The organism is Actinomyces stomatis (genome assembly GCF_031292835.1).
Lineage (GTDB): Bacteria > Actinomycetota > Actinomycetes > Actinomycetales > Actinomycetaceae > Actinomyces > Actinomyces stomatis.
Genome location: NZ_JASPEP010000019.1, coordinates 14,817 through 30,467 on the forward strand (window position 1 = coordinate 14,817; position 15,651 = coordinate 30,467).

At 68.4% G+C, this 15,651-nt stretch carries 8 protein-coding genes; 7 read left to right on the forward strand and 1 reads right to left on the reverse strand.

Features of this window, described 5'->3' with window-relative positions; translation table 11 throughout:
* Window positions 1-33 precede the first annotated feature (33 nt).
* The 7 genes from wecC (at window position 34) to RIV12_RS09890 (ending at window position 14,816) form a co-directional block, all read left to right on the forward strand.
* Entirely contained in the window at window positions 34-1,317 is a 1,284-nt protein-coding gene (gene wecC, locus RIV12_RS09860) for a UDP-N-acetyl-D-mannosamine dehydrogenase (RefSeq protein ID WP_309323515.1), read from the forward strand.
* Between the two features lie 6 nt (window positions 1,318-1,323).
* Complete coding sequence (locus RIV12_RS09865; protein WP_309323516.1) at window positions 1,324-4,506, forward strand: bifunctional glycosyltransferase/CDP-glycerol:glycerophosphate glycerophosphotransferase; 3,183 nt, start codon at window positions 1,324-1,326, stop codon at window positions 4,504-4,506.
* A gap of 263 nt (window positions 4,507-4,769) precedes the next feature.
* Window positions 4,770-5,162, forward strand: coding sequence for a glycerol-3-phosphate cytidylyltransferase (gene tagD, locus RIV12_RS09870; RefSeq protein ID WP_309323518.1), 393 nt, complete (start codon window positions 4,770-4,772; stop codon window positions 5,160-5,162).
* Window positions 5,163-5,303: 141 nt separating this feature from the next.
* Entirely contained in the window at window positions 5,304-9,293 is a 3,990-nt protein-coding gene (locus tag RIV12_RS09875; RefSeq protein ID WP_309323520.1) for a CDP-glycerol glycerophosphotransferase family protein, read from the forward strand.
* Window positions 9,290-11,194 carry a glycosyltransferase family protein gene (locus RIV12_RS09880; protein WP_309323522.1) on the forward strand — a complete coding sequence of 635 codons (1,905 nt, stop codon included), beginning with the start codon at window positions 9,290-9,292 and terminating at the stop codon, window positions 11,192-11,194. Before RIV12_RS09875 ends, RIV12_RS09880 begins: the two co-directional genes overlap by 4 nt.
* Window positions 11,191-13,569 carry a hypothetical protein gene (locus RIV12_RS09885; RefSeq protein WP_309323524.1) on the forward strand — a complete coding sequence of 793 codons (2,379 nt, stop codon included), beginning with the start codon at window positions 11,191-11,193 and terminating at the stop codon, window positions 13,567-13,569. The genes RIV12_RS09880 and RIV12_RS09885 overlap by 4 nt, the downstream gene beginning before the upstream one ends.
* Window positions 13,569-14,816, forward strand: coding sequence for a glycosyltransferase family 2 protein (locus RIV12_RS09890; protein WP_309323526.1), 1,248 nt, complete (start codon window positions 13,569-13,571; stop codon window positions 14,814-14,816). The genes RIV12_RS09885 and RIV12_RS09890 overlap by 1 nt, the downstream gene beginning before the upstream one ends.
* 58 nt (window positions 14,817-14,874) lie before the next feature.
* On the opposite strand, the gene RIV12_RS09895 is transcribed toward RIV12_RS09890, so the two are convergent.
* Window positions 14,875-15,651, reverse strand: coding sequence for a DUF6270 domain-containing protein (locus RIV12_RS09895; protein ID WP_075418401.1), 777 nt, complete (start codon window positions 15,649-15,651; stop codon window positions 14,875-14,877).

Consider the following 15,651-nt stretch of genomic DNA (forward strand, 5'->3'; position numbering starts at 1 on the left):
CCTTGTGGGACGGGTACAAATGCATGGAGACTCATGACTGACGCTGCTGAAGTAGCCGACGTCGCGGTCATCGGGCTGGGGTACATCGGTCTGCCCACGGCCGCGGTCCTGGCCCGCGCCGGACTGGACGTCGTCGGGGTGGACCGTGTCCAGGAACGTGTCGAGGCCGTCAACCGCGGAGAGCTTCCCTTCCTCGAGGAGGGGCTGGCCGCCGTGCTGGCCCAGCAGGTCGAGGCCGGCCGCCTGCGCGCCCAGACGGTGACGCCGTCGGCACGGACCTACATCATCGCGGTGCCGACCCCATCGACGGGCCGGGACCACGCGGCCGACCTCTCCCTGGTGGAGGCCGCCACCAGGCAGATCGCCCCTCGTCTCACAGGGGGCGAGCTCATCGTCCTGGAATCGACCTGTCCACCCGGCACCACTCGCGGCCTGGCCGAGGCGATCATCGCGATGCGCCCGGACCTCTCCATGGACGGCGGTGGCGGACGGCCCCAGGTGCACCTGTCCTACTGCCCCGAACGCGTGCTGCCCGGGCGCATCATGGCGGAGATGGTGACCAACTCCCGGGTCATCGGCGGCTTGACCCCCGAGGCCTCGCACCTGGCCAGAGACCTGTACGCCACCTTCTGCCGGGGCGACCTGGTCCTGACCGACGCCGCCACCGCCGAGATGACCAAGCTGACGGAGAACGCCTTCCGCGACCTCAACATCGCCTTCGCCAATGAGCTGGCCGTTGTCTGCGAGCGGGTCGGGGTGGATGTCTGGGAGCTCATCGACCTGGCCAACCGCCATCCGCGGGTGAGCATTCTTCAACCGGGCCCCGGGGTGGGCGGTCACTGCATCGCGGTGGACCCCTGGTTCCTGGTGTCCCGCGCTCCCGAGGAGACCAGGCTCATCCGCACGGCCCGCCAGGTCAACGACTCCCGGCCGGCCCATTACGTGGGGCGCATCCTCCAGGCGTTGGAAGGAGCGGCCTCGCCGACCGTGGCGGTGCTCGGCCTGACCTTCAAGGCCGACGTCGACGATCTGCGCCAGTCACCCGCGCTCACCATCACCGAGAACGTGGCCGTCGCAGCGCCCCACGCCCGGGTCCTGGTGGCTGAGCCGCACGCCAAGGAGCTTCCGCCGTCTCTGGCTCGGCGGGACAACGTGCGACTGACCGGGTGCCGGCAGGCCGTCGAACAGGCTGATGTCGTGGCGCTGCTGGTCAGCCACCAGGAGTTCGCCGACCTTGATCCGCTCCTGCTCGAGGGGCGCAACCTCATTGACGCCACGGGGCTCTGGCGCCGCAGCGCTCACCGGTTGACGGGGTAGAAGAACATGGGCGGTCGGCGTCTCAGACGTCTCATCGGTGCGGCTCTGCGCGGCGTGCACCGGCCCCGACTCAGCGTCATCGTCCGGGCGTCGGAGGCCGGCCCTCACCTGGAAGGGGCCATCCGATCCGTGCTCAACCAGACCTTCAAGGACGTGGAGGTCCTGGTCGTCGTCCGGCCGAAGGCCGACGCGCAGAGCACCGGTGAGCAGGTGGCGACTCGCCTGTCCGCCAGGGACCGGCGTATCCGGGTCGTGCCCTGTTGCCGGGGCGGCGACCTGGAGACCGCCCTGAAGCGAGCGCGAGGGCGACTGGTCACCATTGTCGACGGCGGGGACGGACTCATCGCCGGTGCCTGCCAGTCGATGATTCAGTGCCTGGAGCGGTCGGGCTCCGACGTCGTCGTTGCGCGCTCGCGGTCCTTGACACCGGTAACCGGGGCCGGGCCGAGGACGGGGCCGCCCCGCGCGCCTCGCCTCGCGGAGCCGCTGGCCGAGGTGCCCGAGGCGGTTGAGGAGCTTGTGGCCGGTGCCGTCATGGCCCGTCGAAGACTGTGGACCCTGCCACGAGGGCTCAGTGCGCTCCGCAGCCCTGTGATGCCTCTCCCCGCCAGAACCCTCGCGGTGCTTCTTACCGCGACCCGCATTGACGTGCTGGATGAGGAGGTCTACACCTGGCGCGCCGGATCGGCGGCTCGTGGTCCCGGCGCGGACGCCGATCCCGGCGCCCTCCTGGCGGAGGTGGACGCCATGGTGCAGCTGGTTGCCCACGCCCCGGAGGCGGTGCGTCAGCGTCTGGTCGCCGAACGCCTGAATCGGACTCTTGCTCGTCTGGCTGAGCGGGCTCACCGGGAGGGGCCTGACTTCGTCGGCAGGCTCCGCCGCACCGCGAGGAGGGCGCTGGCTGATGCAGAGGACTCTGTGTGGGAGTCGACCGAGCTGCTCGATCGACTCGTGCTGTGGCTCCTCATCCAAGACGGGCCACTCAACGCCGCGGAGCTTGAGGAGCTGATCGGCTGGCGCCAGGACCTGAGCCACCTTCCCCTGACCCACGAGACGGGGGCTCTGCGTCCCGAGCAGCGCTTCCTGGAACAGATCGCGGTACCCCACCGGCTCACCGAGGTCCGAGACGTTGATCTGCGACTGCACGTCGGCGTCGACACAGCGCGCTGGGTGGGGCCCAGGACCCTGGAGGTACGCGGCTGCGCCTGGGTCTGGGGAGTGGACCCGAGCCTGACCGATCTCCCGACCGTTGAGGTGGTCGACGAGTCAGGAGAAGTTCGAGGCCGCGCCGAGGTGGACCGCTGCGAGGCGCCCCGAGCCGATTTGGAGGCCGGCGACCCGTGGCGCTCCTACCTCTCCTCGGGGATCGCGGTGCGTCTGCGTCTCGAACCGGGACGCTCCGCGTGGTTTCGGGTGGTGACCTGCGTCGCGGGGCGAAGGGTGCGGGCATGGATGCCGCAACCGGCCGGCTCCAGCAGGTGGCGGCTGGCGCCGCCGGAGTCCGGGCAGCGCCTGGCGGTGCGCGGTCGACGGGGGTTGCTCCAGGTCGCTGCGGTGGACAGCGGAAGCCGGGGGAGTGCGCTGCTGCCCAGTGGTCCGATTGACGTCGTGCTGCTCGCCGCGCGTCAGGACATCGACGCAACGCTGGTGCTGAGCGGAACGGTGACGGGGGCCCCGGCGAGGCTGGATATTGTCCTCGGTGGCAGCGCCGGAAGTGGCGGCTCGATGGCGGTGCCCGCCGTCCTGGTGCCGGGCGGCGGGTGGTCGGCGAGTATTGACCTGGTCGACCCCCGCGCCGAGCTGGGGACCTGCCCGGTGGGTTGGAGTGCCGCCTCGCGGGACGAGCCCGACCGCCGCATTGAGGGGAGCTGTCTGGCAGGGGAGTGGGTTGACGGACCCGCCATCGAGGTCCCCATCGCCCCGGCGCCCACCGGCTCCGCGGTGGTGCCCGATGGTGCCGCCTTTTCAGTGGACTGCGTGCGCCCCGCACGCCGCGCGCGGATCATCACCCGGCGGGACGGCACCGTGGCCGTAGCCGTCATCCCCCCGCTGACACCTCATGAGCGCTCACGACGGGGCCATCGGCTCCTCATTGAACGTGAGGCCAATGCCTTGAGGGCGGGAGTCTTCCTGGAGTCCTTCGGCGGGCGCAGCGGGGGAGACAACCCGGCCGCGATATGCGAGGACCTGGCGGCCCACGGCGTCACCGCGCCCCTGTGGTGGTCGGTCGTCGATGGCACGGTTCCGGTGCCGTCGGGCGCCCGCCCCGTCGTCGTCGGATCACAGGAATGGGTGGAGGCGCTGCGCACCTCACGTGTCATCGTCACCAACGACCACCTGCCCTCCTGGTTCTCCAAGCGTGAGGGCCAGCATCTGCTCCAGACCTGGCACGGCACTCCGATCAAGAAGCTGCTGCACGACGCCCCGAGAGCCGTCACCCTGAGATACCGGCGCCTCATGACCCGCCAGGTCCCCCAGTGGGATCTGCTGCTCGCCCAGAATCCGGAAGCCGGCCGGCGTCTGCAGCAGGCTCTGGGATACCACGGGCAGGTCCGGGTGGGGGAGTACCCCCGAAACGTGAGGATGATCGGAGGCTCTCAGGTGAGGCGGCGGGTGCGCCACGAGCTCGGAATCGGTCAGGAGCAGCCGGTCATCCTCTACGCACCGACCTGGCGTGAGAGCCTGCGTCCTTCGAAGGGTGAGACCGGAGGCGGCTCCGTGAGCGGGCGCGGGCCTCTGGGGGCTCTGGACGGGGCGTCTCTGGCTGATCGTCTCGGTGCGGTGGTCCTCATGCGCAGCCACCACATGAACCGGACCGGCCGTGTCCCGGGGACGGTCGATGTCAGCGGGTACCCGAGTGTCGAGGAGCTCATGGTGGCGGCCGACGTCCTGGTGTCGGACTACTCGAGCATCTTCTTCGACTTCGCTCTCACTGGGAAGCCGGCAGTGGCCTACGTACCCGACCTGTCCTCCTATCGCGACGTCGAGAGGGGCCTGTACGGTGACTGGCCCCTCGAATCGGGGCTGCCCATCGCTGTCGACCACGATGGGCTCGCTTCCCACCTGCAGCGGATCCTCAGCGACAGCGACACCACCGCGGGGCACTGCACACCGCCAGATGTCGATCCCGTACCGATCCTGGACAACCTCGTGTGGATCCGTGGATGGATCACTCATTTCCTGGACTGATAGGTGACTGGAAGAGCGGATGAGTCACATCTCTCAAAATACTGGAAAGAAGAATTGTTGTGAGAATGTGAGGCGCTCGGGGAAAGTGGGACAGGCCTCTCTGTGAGAGTCGACTGTGAACATCACGTGTTTCGGCGGCATATCGGAATGGCATCGATTCTGTGACATCTTCAGTTTCAGTTCGAAAGTGGGTAATACTCACGACGGTTTGTCCGGAGTGTTGGTGCGGGCGAACTTCGGACGTCCGACCAGGAAGTGACCCCATGAAGCGCGTGATTACCTATGGCACATATGACCTGCTCCACTATGGTCATATTGCGTTGCTGAAGCGTGCGCGAGCGCTTGGGGACTTTCTGATGGTGGCGCTGTCCAGTGATGAGTTCAATGCCGGAAAGGGTAAGCAGGCGTACTTCTCCTACGAGGAGCGCAAGGTGATGCTCGAGGCCATTCGGTATGTCGATCTTGTGGTGCCTGAGCTGACCTGGGGGCAGAAGACCGAGGATATCGCCAGATATGGTATTGATGTCTTCGTCATGGGTGACGACTGGACTGGCGAGTTCGACGATCAGCTCGAAGGGCTGTGCGAGGTGGTCTACCTTCCTCGGACTCCAGAGGTCTCGACGACTCAGATCAAGAGTGATATGCGCCTGAGTTGATGGGTGTGTTGTGAGGCGGGATGCCGTGCGGGTTGAAGCGGACGTCCGAGATGGAAACCGGATTGATTCCCGTTGCGTGGCGCGCCATCAAGCGAAGATTTTAATCCGTAGAACGTTCGTGCTGTAATAAAGGCGATTATCATGTCCAAGGATGCTGTCCTCAGGAAGATGGGGCGCGCCGTTTCCGGCCGTTTGCAGTTGCCGGCCGCGTCCAGGTTGGTGCGCTACGCCGCCGCCAAGGAGTATGAAGACGGTAACCTGGCGGAGGCCAGGCGCCTGTATGAAAAGCTCTCCGAGGGCGCCCACGATACTGCGACCCGGCTGCGTCTAGGGGTCATCGCCGAGCGTCAGGAGCGGTTCGAGGCCGCCCTGAGAACCTACACCGAGGTGGCCGACCACGACCCCGCCTGCGGAGAGGCCTTCTACCGCGCCGGCTGCCTCCTCAAACGGCAGGATGATCCTGAAGGGGCCTCCGTCTTCTTCTCGCGTGCCCTCTCCTCAGGGGTGCGAGACCGCCGCTACTCGGAGAACCTGCTCGCCTGCCTGCCCGCGAGCACCCCGCAGTGGCAGCGCCTGGAGGTTCTGCTCTCCGGTCTGCCCGAGCACGAGAATGACGCCGCCTGGCTGCGCAAGCTCCTTCAGACTCAGCTCCACCTGGGCCTGAACGGGCCGGCCAGGTGCACCCTGGATGCTTTGGCCAGTGTTGATCGGCTCAGTGCGCAGGAGCTCTTCGAGCAGGGGGTCATAGCCCACCGCGACGGTGATCGGGCTCGCGCCTCGGCCAGCTTCGCCGCCGCCTGCGAGGCGGCCGGAGGAAAGGCCTGCAGCAAAGGACCGGCCCAGTTCGCCTGCTCCCGGGGAGACTGGAGACTGGCATCCGAGCTCTTCGAGCTCTATCCGGGAGAGGGACTGTCCAGGGTGGAGCTGGCCTACGAGCTGGCCTACTGCCTTGACCGTCTGCGTGAGTACGAGCGAGCACAAGGGCAGTACGCCCTGGCCGCCTCGCTGGACACGGGGAACGGGCACACCCTCTACAAGCTGGGACTCGCCTCGGAGCGCATTGGCGACCTCCTCACCGCGGAGCGCTCCTACCAGGAGGCCCTGCGGACGCTCAAGAAGCCCGCACGCAGCTGGTGGAACTATCGCCGTGGGGTCTGTCTGGCAAGACTGGGACACCATGACGAGGCTCTGGCCTCCTTCTGGTCCTACCTGGGACCGTCCCCACGCGGGCTGGCGTCGGTATCGAAGCAGCGGGCCAGCTCGGACTTCCTCGACCTGGTTCGCGCCAAGATCACGCCCCCGCCTCGGCAACGGCCGGAGGATCTTGTCGAGTCCACCATCGGCGACATCATACTGGGGCTTCACGAGGCTCTCAGGTCCCATGGCGGTACGGACGATCCCGGCACCGGCATGGAGATCCCGCCCGCCGCGGCGCGTACGGCGGCTCAGTCCATCCGCCGTGTTCTCCCTCTGGTTCTCAAGGGGGACCGGAACCACCGCCTGGTCCTGGCCCAACTGGCCCAGGACGCCGGGCAGGTGGAGCTCGCCTGCGAGATCCTCGAGCAGGCCGAGGAGTTCGGCTGCAAGGACGGGCTGGACCCGCGGGCCTATGGGCGCACCCCGGGAGCCGCCCGCAACATCCGCTACGCCGAGGCCCTGGAGGTTCTTCCCGTCAGCCCCCACCTGGTGCTGTGGGAGTCCAACCACGGCGCCTCGATCGGCTGCCACCCCCTGGCCATCTTCCGTTGGATGGTGGACCGGCCGGAGTACTCCGACCTGCTCCATGTGTGGGCCGTCAACGACCTGGGTGCTATCCCGCCTGATCTGCTGGGCCGTCGCAACGTCGTCTTCGTCCCGTTGCACAGCTCCGAGTACATGCAGTACCTCGCCACCGCCGGGTACCTCGTCAACAACGTCTCCTTCGCCCCCTACTTCGTGCGCCGTCGCGAGCAGCGCTACCTCAACACCTGGCACGGCACACCCTTCAAGACCCTGGGGCGGTCCATGCGGGGCGGTCTGCTCGACTACGAGAACCTGCAGCGCAACTTCCAGCTGAGCACCACGCTCATGGCTCCCAATGAGCTCACCCGATGGGCCCTCATCGAGGACCATGATCTGCGTGACGTCTACCGGGGCCGCACCATCATCACCGGATCCCCTCGTCTGGACACCTCGCTGACGATGAGCCACGAGGACCGCAAGGTGCTTCGAGGCCGCCTGGGCATGGCCGAGGGGGACGAGCGCCGTCTGGTTCTGTTCGCCCCCACCTGGCGCGGCGGAGTCAGCAAGCGGGAGCTGGACCGCGAGGCCCTGGTCGCCGACCTGACCGCCATGGCCTCCCGTGACGACGTGCTCGTGGTCTATCGGGCCCACCGCCTCTCCGAGAAGCTGCTGGCCGGCGTCAATCTGCCGGTGAGTGTCGTGCCCAAGGACATCGACACCAACGAGCTGTTGGCCGCGGTCGACGTCCTGGTGACCGACTACTCCTCGATCCTCTTCGACTTCCTCCCCCAGAAGCGCCCCATCGTGCTCTACATGCACGACATCGAGGAGTACCGGGCCGAGCGGGGCCTGTACCTCGATCCCGCGGAGGTCCCCGGGCTGGCCTGCTACGACCGCGGCGAGCTGGCCTCAGCCATCGGGCGTGCCCTGGCCGGGGAGGGGATCGCGCCCCAGGAGGCCCTCGCCCGGTACTGTCCCTACGAGGACGGACGGGCCTCTGCTCGCCTGGCCCGATTCTTCTTCGACGACGACCTCGACCACGGACAGCGGGCGATCATCAGGGACCACGCACTCGACCCCGCGGTCGGCGACGGCGCCCGCAAGCGCCGGACACTCCTGTTCCACGCCTCCATGATCCCCAACGGGATCGCCTCAGCCCTCCTGGCCCTCCTGGAGGCACTCGATCCGGCGCTCTACTCGGTCAACCTCATCGTTGAGCCCTCCGTTCTGCGTGACAACGAGGACCGTCAGGAGATCTTCCGACGCCTGCCCCGCCATGTCCACGTCATCTGCAAGCCCGGGGCGGCTCCCTGGCGGATTCACGAACGCTCCTGCGTCAACGACTTCGCCCACCACCCCGAGGCCTACACCTCGCAGAGCTTCTGGGACTCCTACTGGGCGTACTACGAGCGCGAGACGCGTCGCATCCTGGGGGACTTCGTGCCCGACGCCGCCATCGAGTACGACGGCTACGCCGAGACCTGGGTGTCGCTCATCGCGGCCTGGGGGCGTCGCGGATCCCGCACCTCCTGCTACCAGCACAACCAGATGGACAACGAGTACCGGGACAAGTACCCGGGCCTCAAGCGCGTCTTCACCCTCTATGGCGATGTCGACGCCGTCGTCGCCGTCAGTCCGGGACTGGCCCGCCACAACCGCACCGGACTGGCCGGGTTGGGCATTGACCTCTCCCAGCGCCAGCTCTCGGCCCGCAACCTCCTCGACGTCGAGCGGGTCCGCCTCGGGGCGCAGGCGCCCGCCCCCGATGCCTTCACCGCGCTGAAGAACGAGCACGACATCGTCCTTGCCACCATGGGGCGGATGTCGATGGAGAAGAACCAGGCCGCTCTGATCGAGGCGGTCGCCCTTCTGCGCAAGCAGGACGGCTCCGAGGTCGGCGGCGCTCCAGGCCTGAGTATCGGCCTGGCGATCATCGGATCCGGGGTGCTCGAAGGGACGCTGCGGGCCAGGATCGACTCCCTGGGCCTGTCCGGGCACGTCGTGATGCTGGGACAGATGGACAACCCGTTCCCGGTCCTTGACGGAGCCGACCTGTTCGTCCTGCCCTCCTTGCACGAGGGGCAGCCGGTCACCCTGCTGGAGGCGATGACGCTGGGAACCGGGGTCGTGGCCTCCAACCTTCCGGGCAACCGGGAGCTGGTCTCCCTCGGATACGGGGTTCTGAGCGGGACCTCACCCCAGGACATCGCTCAGGCGATCCGCACGGCACTGGCCGAGCCCCACCTCGCCCACGGAGATTTCGACGTCAAGGAGCACAACGAGCGTTCACTGCGGGACACCCTGGAGGCGGTGCTCGGCCCCGAAGCGCTCCTTCGGCGCCCCAAGGGGAAGGCGGCGTCCAGGAGGAGACGGCGCAGGCGTGCGGCCTCGCGAGGGGTGCCCGCATGACGCCTCGGACGGCCCCCGAGCTGCGGCGCGCCCTGTGGCACCTGCGCCGCTCGGGGCCGGCAGGGCTGCGTGAGCACCTGCGCCGTCGTCGGACCACCGCCTGGGTACGTCCCCGCCGGTGGGCCTCCAGGAGACGGGGCCGGATGCTCCTGCCGGACTGGCCCCTGCCCTCACCGCAGGAGACCGGGCCGCGTCACGACGTGACCGTCGGGGTGATCGCCGATGAGTTCTCGGCGCTCGCCCTGTGCTACGAGTGGCGCTCCGTGCCCCTGACCCCCACCGGCTGGCGCGAGCAGGTCGAGCAGACCCCCATCGACCTGCTCTTCGTGGAGTCCGCCTGGCACGGCAACGACGACGCCTGGCGCTTCCAGGTCATCGGCTCTCAGGGGCCCTCGGGTCACCTGAGGGACATGGTCACCGCACTGCGGGGCCGAGGAGTGCCGACGGTCTTTTGGAACAAGGAGGATCCCGCCCACTACGACGAGGCCATTGAGACCGCCCGCCTCTTCGACTGGGTCTTCACCACCGATGAGGCGATGGTGGAGCGCTACCGGCGAGACCTGGGGCATGATCGCATCGGGGTCCTGCCCTTCGCCGCCCAGCCCGCGATCCACAACCCGATCCGCCTGCTGGACGATACGGGCCGCCCCGCCCCACGGAGGGATGTCGCCTTCGCCGGAACCTACTTCGCTCACAAGTACCCCGAGCGGCGCGAGCAGATGGAGGTCGTCCTGGGCGGCGCCCTCGACGTCTCGGCTCGACTGCCCCACGGGCTGGACATCTTCTCCCGGTACCTCGACGGCGACGACACCTACCAGTTCCCGCCTCCCTGGGACTCGTGTGTGCGAGGCAGTCTCACCTACCCCCAGATGCTCTCCGCCTACCGCGCCTACGCCGTCTTCCTCAACGTCAGCTCCGTGGTGGACAGCCCGTCCATGCTTCCGCGCCGCGTCATCGAGGTCCTGGCCTGCGGCACTCCCGTGGTGAGCACCCCGACGCCGGCCACTGACCGCCTTCTGCCCGCAGGCACCCTGGCCAAGGTCACTGACCGGGCTCAGGCCGGGCACACCGTGCGCGCGCTCGTGACCAACCCGATCCTCGGGGATCACATGACCTACCTGGCACAACGTGAAATCTGGGGCCATCACACCTACAGCCACCGAGTGGAGAGCGTGCTGCGAGCCGTCGGCATGGGCGAGCGGGCCCGACGCCGGCCCACCGTCGCACCCCTGGTGTCCACCATCCGACCCGAGCAGATCGACCACGTCCTGCAGACCCTGGCCGGCCAGCAGCAGGTGACGATGGCGCCGGTCATCCTCACCCACGGCTTCACCGCCCAATCCAGCAATAAGGTCCGCGCCCGCGAGCTGGGCCTTGAGATCGACTGGCTCACCGCTGAGGCCAGCACTCCTTTAGGAGCCTGCTACAACCTCATGCTCTCGCGGGTCGAGGCCGACTACATCGCCAAGATGGACGACGACGACCTCTACGGCGATCACTACCTCTTCGAGTCTCTCGCGGCGGCCGACTACGCCCGTGCCGACGTCGTCGGCAAGCACGCCCACTACCTGCACCTGACGGGCCCGGACCTGACGGTGCTGCGCTTCGCCGACTGGGAGCACCGCTATACGACTTTCGTCTCCGGACCGACTCTGGTGGCTCGTACGGACCTGGTGCGAGATATCACTTTTCCTGAGACGACCACCGGTGAGGACACCGGTTTCCTCAATGATTGCGTACGTGTCGGGGCCCGTATCTACTCGGCCTCCCGATTCGGGTTCGTCCAGCGACGTGGGACGACTTTCGGACACACCTGGGACATCTCCGACGCAGAGGTGCTGGCTACGTCCACCATTAGTCATTGGGGACCGCCCCACGAAATGGAGATGCCCACCTCATGAACGCCCGCAGCACCGAGACCTTGCACGTCATCATCATCGGTTCCGCAGGTGGTCAGGACACGCTTGACTCTCTTCACCAGGACTCGCCCGAAGGCGGGATCGTCCCCATCGGGTGCCCTGATCCGGCGGCTCTGGACCAGGTCCTCCGCCCCCTGGCCGCAGGGAGCCGGGTCCTGTTCCTCAGAGCGGGAGACCGGGTCGAGCCCGGATATCTCGCCTCATTGGCTCAGTGCGGCCCCGGCGAGACCGTCGTGCTCACCCCGACCGTGACCATCCGCCCCGACGGTACCCGGGACGAGCGGCTGCAATGGCGATTCAAGCACGGCAGCCGCACCACTGACCTGACCGTCGAGCCCCACATCTTCCCCGACACCATGAGCGGAGTGGTACTCACCATCCCCCGCCACGGTCTGCAGCACTGGGGCGGATCGGGACCCCTTCACGGCGTCGACGGTGCTGACGGTGTCGCCGGTGATGACGAGAGCATCGGCCTGAGCGGGCTCATCGCCCACATCGTGGCCACCGGCAACCGGGCGGGCCTCCACGACGGCCCGGCCGTCATCCGCCACGCCCCCAAGCCCCCCGGCCCCTGGGGAGGGATCGACCACTACCGCCACCTGCTGGGTACCGTGCTGCCGGCGTGGCTGCAGGTCGACTGCCCCCCACCCGCCTGGGTCCATCAGCTCATCATTCACCGCCTCATCCAGGTCACCGACGCCGACCGCGGACTGCGCTACCCCTCGGCCGGGCTCACGGCCGCCGAGCGCGCCGAGGTGGCCCAGCTTCTGCGCGCCGTCACCCGACGCGTCCCCGCCTCCCAGATCGAGGCGTACTGCTCCACGCCGCTGGCCGTGGGACGTCGCACCGCCCTGGTCGCCATGACCGCAGGCCCCATGCCCGCCCCCATCCTGCCGTTGGGACGCAGGTTCCGCAGTGATCAGAAGGCCACCTACTTCTACACCGGCGACATGCCCCAGGAGCAGTGGAAGGTGGACGGCGCCTGGGCCCAGCCGACCAGTGCCAAGACAGTCGATCACCGCTACTTCGACGACGTGGTACTCCACGAGCGCATCGTCTGGCTGCCCAAGGGGAGGATCACCGCCGTCATCGACGGTCATGAGCTCCCGGTGGCCCCCTACCGGGGCAACCCCAGACCGCCTGAGACGATCCCCGGTCAACGCAGTCAGGGAGCGTCCTCATTCGGGCTGCGCCGGCGCCTGGCCCGGTTCCTCAGCCCCAGCGGCACGCAGGATAACCGGCAGGCCGACGGCACGTCCTCGGCTTCGGACGCGTCCTCCGCGGTGTCCTCCTCAGCGCCCTCGCCGTACACCGCCTCGGCCCCCTCCGACTGGCCCCGCACCTGGCTCTACATGGACCGCCACGACAGCGCCGGCGACAACGCCGAGCCGCTGTACCGCTATGCCCGCACCCACGCTCCCAGCGTCCGGCACATCTTCGTCATCGAACGCAGCTGTCCGGACTGGGAACGCCTCGCGCAGGACGGCTTCGTCCTCCTGGACCCGACCGGTCCGGGATTCGATGCCGCCTGGAGCGGTGCCGAGACCATCCTCCTGTCCGACATCGGTGACCCCCTCATCAAGGACCGCCTCACCGGTTCAGGCGTCGGCTCCGACCAGCGCCTCGTCTTCCTTCAGCACGGTGTGACCATGCGCGACATGTGGCGCTGGTTCAACGGTGCCCGCCTGGATGTCGTCGTGTGCGCCACCGCCGCCGAGCAGGCCGGACTGACGGCGGACCACACCTCCTACACCCTCACCGACCGAGAGGTCTGGCGCACCGGCTTCCCCCGCCACGACCACCTCTACAGCCTTCTGGGGCGCGAGCGTGACAGCATCCTGCTGGCCCCCACCTGGGACCCGGAGGTCTCACGTGCCCTGGAGAGCGACCCCGACGCCGTCGGACTCCTCAACACGCTCTACCGGCCCTGGCTCGAGCTGGCCGCCGGCCTGACCCAGGCCGGCCATCGCACCGTCCTGTTCGCCCATCCCAAGCTTGTGCTGCACGCGCCCGAGTGGTTCAGGGCGTTGGGCGTGCCCGCCGTCACCGGCCGCGACCTGCCCGAGAACCTGGTCCGCTCCTGGGCGGTCGTCTCGGACAGGTCATCCGTCCTCGACGAGGGCATGATCGCCGGCTGCGTCGGCATCGTCTGGGATCCCCGCGGACGTCCGGACACGGACCGCTACCGCGCCCGTCACGAGGCCATCGGAGCCATCGGCGTGGACACCTCCGCGCAGGTGCATCAGGCGGTGGAGGACGTCATCGCCGGCCGAGTCACCGCCCCCGAGGACCTCATACTGCTCGACGCCGGAGCCTGCGCCCGCCTCACCGCGATGCTCCGACGCGACCTGATCTGATGCGGGCCCCGGTACCGAGGCGCCCACGGCTGCGCCGCCGCCCGCCCCTGGTCAGCCTCGTCACCCCCGTCTACGGCGTGGCCCCTTACCTGCCCCGCTTCCTGAGCTCGCTCGACGCCCAGGACCACCCGCACAACCGCCTCCAGATCGTGCTCGTCCTGGACGGGGCCTGCGACGACTCACCGAGGGTCTGCCGAACCTGGGCGCGGCGAACAGACCTCGACGTCGAGATCGTCGAGACGGACAACGGGGGACAGGGCCGCGCCCGAAACGTCGGAATGGGACGCGCCCACGGGCAGTGGATCGGCTTTCCCGACCCCGATGACTGGCTCGCCCCCGACTTCCTCACCCGGCTCCTGGGCGCCAGGCGCCGAGGCGACTTCCTCCTGGCCGGCCGCACCCTCATCCACCAGGACGGTGCTGAGACGGCCCACCCTCTCGACTTCCGTTTCCAGAGCGGGACTGCTCGGGCCGATGCCGCCCGTCAGCCGCAAGCCATCCAGCTCTCCGTCCACGAGTGTCTCATCCGGGCCGATCGGGCGCTCGCGGCCCGGTTCCCCGAGGGCCGCGAGGCGCCCACCTTCGAGGACGCGCTCTACCTGGGACGCATCCGAACCGGCGGGGGCCGTAGTATCGTCTACGTGCCCGAGGCCGTCTACCACTATGACAAGCGGGTCTCAGGCGACTCCGCGGTCCAGACCGCCTGGTTGCGGCCGGGCCGCTACGTCGCTCAGATGCGCACGCGCTACCACGCCCTTCTCGATGCCGCCGGTGGTGAGCCCTGGGCTCAGCAGACGATCCTGTACGACCTCGGCTGGTACTTCGGAGTCGTCGACGCGGGTCGGATGCCCACCGCTCCACCGGGACTGGGGGAGGCGCACGCGGCGGAGATGCGTGAGCTGGCGCAGCGCCTCGACTCCGATCAGATCATCTGCAGCCCCTGGGGGAACCTCCGTGCCCGGGACCGTGCCCGCCTCCTGCTGTGGAAAGGATGCCCCGAGGTGGCGGTGGTGCGCGACGGCGAGGTCATGGAGCTGTGCACCGTCGAGTCTCCCAGCCGGCAGGCGGATCCTCTTCGCTACGCCGGGACCGACGTCGGCTGGGTCCTCACCGGGGCTGAGGCGGTGCAGCGCTACTCCGGCGGAGACGTCCCCCGCATCCCCCTGTGGCCCCGCCGACCACGGCTGGGTCAGACGCGCCCGGCCAGGACGATGAGCCTCCAGGGGCTGCTGCGGCGTCGTCGCTGAAGCGGGTGAGGACCCGTACGGGCCCGACGCCGACCTGCCCTGCTGCACGAGGCGGAGCTCAGAGCGTCGGGGCGAGGCTGCGCGGTGCCAGAGCGATCTCCAGCTCGTCGGCGATCCATGAGTACAGGGACCCGGCGTAGTGGAAGGGGGCGGACCCCCAGCGGTGCGCGTCGTCGGCCACGACGAGCTCATCGGGCACCTGTAGGATCCGCAGGTCGGTCTCCTGGTAGACGAGGTCGACATAGCGGGTCATGACCCAGTTGGCCTCCATGGCCGTCTGTCCCCAGCTCGGGACGGTTGACGTGCCCGAGGTGGTCCTCGTCGCCCAGGGGACGTTGATGAGGATCGTCTTGCTCGCCAGGTCGAGTCGTTCCAGGAGACTGTGGAAACGCAACAGGGCAGGCCGCCACAGATGCAGGTGCTCCGCCGTCCCCAGCTCGAGGAACCTGGCGGGAAGCCCCTCGTAGAGGCCGGCCGTCAGCGCTTCCGTCGAACGTGTCAGGAACGTCCCGGGGGCCGTCTCCAGGACGCCGAGGCGCTCGTCGGTCAGGTCCCACAGCAGCAGATCGGTGTATGAGGCGACGGCCGTCAGCTGCGCCTCCAGATTGCCCACCATGTCGGACAGGAAGGAACGACGGGCGAAGGACGATCTCAGCAAGGACAGATCAAGATCGCCGACGTCGGCCGGGCGCCCCGCACTGATGAGGGACTGACGGGCGATGTAACGCTCCACGCTCCAACCCCGCTGCTCCATCTCACTGGCCACGTCCCTGGCCACACAAGAGCCGTAGACCGTGATTCGTCCTGCTGTCATGGCGCCTTCCTCACTGCGCAT

What these genes read in the sequence shown, in the direction of transcription:
- RIV12_RS09885 (WP_309323524.1), top strand. Translation starts at nt 11,191, where the DNA reads ATGAACGCCCGCAGCACCGAGACCTTGCACGTCATCATCATCGGTTCC.
- RIV12_RS09875 (WP_309323520.1), top strand. Translation starts at nt 5,304, where the DNA reads ATGTCCAAGGATGCTGTCCTCAGGAAGATGGGGCGCGCCGTTTCCGGC.
- RIV12_RS09865 (WP_309323516.1), top strand. Translation starts at nt 1,324, where the DNA reads ATGGGCGGTCGGCGTCTCAGACGTCTCATCGGTGCGGCTCTGCGCGGC.
- RIV12_RS09880 (WP_309323522.1), top strand. Translation starts at nt 9,290, where the DNA reads ATGACGCCTCGGACGGCCCCCGAGCTGCGGCGCGCCCTGTGGCACCTG.
- tagD (WP_309323518.1), top strand. Translation starts at nt 4,770, where the DNA reads ATGAAGCGCGTGATTACCTATGGCACATATGACCTGCTCCACTATGGT.
- wecC (WP_309323515.1), top strand. Translation starts at nt 34, where the DNA reads ATGACTGACGCTGCTGAAGTAGCCGACGTCGCGGTCATCGGGCTGGGG.
- RIV12_RS09895 (WP_075418401.1), bottom strand. Translation starts at nt 15,651, where the DNA reads ATGCGCAGTGAGGAAGGCGCCATGACAGCAGGACGAATCACGGTCTAC.
- RIV12_RS09890 (WP_309323526.1), top strand. Translation starts at nt 13,569, where the DNA reads ATGCGGGCCCCGGTACCGAGGCGCCCACGGCTGCGCCGCCGCCCGCCC.